The organism is Nostoc flagelliforme FACHB-838 (assembly GCF_014698065.1).
GTDB classification, from domain to species: domain Bacteria; phylum Cyanobacteriota; class Cyanobacteriia; order Cyanobacteriales; family Nostocaceae; genus Nostoc; species Nostoc flagelliforme_B.
Map to the genome: position 1 here is coordinate 1 of NZ_JACJSI010000674.1, position 1,968 is coordinate 1,968.

The 1,968-nt window shown below is 40.6% G+C and carries 4 protein-coding genes; all 4 read right to left on the reverse strand.

The genetic code is table 11. The features are described from left to right. Positions 1-96: 96 nt before the first annotated feature. Positions 97-270 carry a hypothetical protein gene (locus H6G97_RS50535; protein WP_190947708.1) on the reverse strand — a complete coding sequence of 58 codons (174 nt, stop codon included), beginning with the start codon at positions 268-270 and terminating at the stop codon, positions 97-99. A 14-nt stretch (positions 271-284) separates the two neighbouring features. Continuing rightward, the gene (locus tag H6G97_RS54550) at positions 285-557 is read right to left on the reverse strand and encodes a response regulator transcription factor (protein WP_242056200.1); all 273 of its coding nucleotides are present in this window, start codon (positions 555-557) and stop codon (positions 285-287) included. Between the two features lie 48 nt (positions 558-605). After that, entirely contained in the window at positions 606-1,007 is a 402-nt protein-coding gene (locus H6G97_RS54555) for a response regulator (RefSeq protein WP_242056201.1), read from the reverse strand. A gap of 223 nt (positions 1,008-1,230) precedes the next feature. Continuing rightward, positions 1,231-1,755 (reverse strand): hypothetical protein, encoded by a 525-nt coding sequence (locus H6G97_RS50545; protein WP_190947709.1) that lies wholly within the window; start codon positions 1,753-1,755, stop codon positions 1,231-1,233. Positions 1,756-1,968: the final 213 nt, after the last annotated feature.

The window sequence follows — 1,968 nt, forward strand, 5'->3', positions numbered from 1 at the left end:
GATAGCCTCAAAGAGAAAAAGTAAGTCTAATTATTTATTTTATTCGCGGAAATTTCACGCGAACAAAACCTTCCTTGTTTTACCCTCTATTTCTCCTTAACCGAGCAGTATTGGCGCTAATCGCTCCGTGAAGGGCGATCGCCATTCATATTGGTGTAAGGTATACTCAAGACTTGTGAAAGCTTGTATGCAGGCATTCTTATAGGTTGTCGCTGGTAGTGTCCGGTGTACGCATCCTTTGTTGAACACTGCATCAATAATATCAACCATTTCTGTTGAGAGAATTAAATCTCACTAATCCCCGACTTAATTCTTTCGCTCTCCTCAACAATACATCCTTCATTCACAATCAAGTTATAGTCTATATAACCAAGCATCGCCCCTCTTTTGATAGCCTCATAACGGTTCTTGACGTGCCATTTACTATATAAATCACTGGCATAGCATTTGACTGTACTAACTGAGAGAAACATTTCTTTGGCAATATCTTGAAAAACTAAACCCTGAGCCAGTAAACGCAGGACTTGTATTTGTCGCTCAGTAGGTGGTTCAAACAAGTTTTTGTCAGCAAAATTAGGGTCGATATATCTGTTATGATAAAGGCTTTATAATAATTTTTTAGCCAGCTTCGGGTCAAGTAGACATTCATTAAAGTAAGCTCTCTTGATGGCTAGTTCAATCAATTCTATATCAGCACTCTTGAGCATATAATAATCAGCCCCATGACGGAAAGCAGAGTTAATAAAGTCGGAATGAGTCTGATTAGTACAAATCACCACTTTACTATTAGTTTTCCTTTTAATTGAGCGAGTCAGTTCTAAACCACTCATGTCGGGTAAGAGTAAATCAACTAACACAACATCAGGATTCATCTGTTCAATTAACTGAAACCCTAGCTTTCCAGAAGTGGCTGACGCTGTAACTTCTATGTCAGGAGATTTTTCAATAGCGCCTTTGATGCCTAAGAGTGTGAATGTTTCTGGTTCAACAATTACTATTTTCAGCATGATGTTGATAATCCTCTAATAATAAATGGCTGTTTATCCGGTTATTTATTATTGGTGTCTAGCGGACACGTTTAAGACACTTGGTGTCTGGGCGGTGTCTGGGGTAGTGTCTGCTGGTGTCTTGACAGGATAAGGCTTTCAAGCTTTAGTTCTGTGGTGTCCGGTGTCCTGTGTCCGCGAAAAAAGGGCGGTTTTGGGGGTAGACACCAGACACCAATCGCAGTCAAACTTGATTAAGCTTGATAACACCCTCGCCTATCCAATCGGCTAAAGATGCGCCCACAATTTCATACATCCAGCCCTTGATTTGCTCAACAGTGAATCTCTCACCGTTCACTTTAAAGTTGCCCTTAAACTCTCTTACATCAGCTTCAATTCGTTCAGTTCTGGTGAGATATTCATATAGTTTTTGCGCCATTGGTGATAATTTATTCGGTTCATCTTGGGTGTCATGTGCTTTGTTACCAAGATTGAATTCCAGTTCATAAATCCGCTCTAAAGTAGCTTTATCGATGGTTGGCGGTTCATTACTGGTCACAGGTTTATCAAGCCGAAAATCAATTCGCTTGTGGTCTAACTTGGGTAGTTCAATATCAATCCATTGCCCATGCCCAGGTAATTTAATCTTGCCCTGACCGCTAGCTTTTGCCTCTGTCGTAATTGGGTCAATAGTTGCAATTAGTTCTACTTCTAACAGTGCCGCATCTCGAAGTTTTGATAATCCTTTGGCTTTAGCTAAGATTTCCATTGTGCGGTCGTGAGCTACGAACAAAGGAAGTAACCGTTCACAGGATAAGAAACGCTACAGTCAAAAATGGGTTACTGAGATGGTAGATTAAGAAGCATGGATGAAAACTGCCTCGCCTACGGAATTGAAATTTCCGACTCAGATTGGGAAAAGACTCCAGCCAGCATCAAACAACTGGTGGAGAAAATGGGGCAGCATATAAAGCAATCAGAA

What these genes read in the sequence shown, in the direction of transcription:
- H6G97_RS54555 (WP_242056201.1), bottom strand. Translation starts at nt 1,007, where the DNA reads ATGCTGAAAATAGTAATTGTTGAACCAGAAACATTCACACTCTTAGGC.
- H6G97_RS50535 (WP_190947708.1), bottom strand. Translation starts at nt 270, where the DNA reads ATGGTTGATATTATTGATGCAGTGTTCAACAAAGGATGCGTACACCGG.
- H6G97_RS50545 (WP_190947709.1), bottom strand. Translation starts at nt 1,755, where the DNA reads ATGGAAATCTTAGCTAAAGCCAAAGGATTATCAAAACTTCGAGATGCG.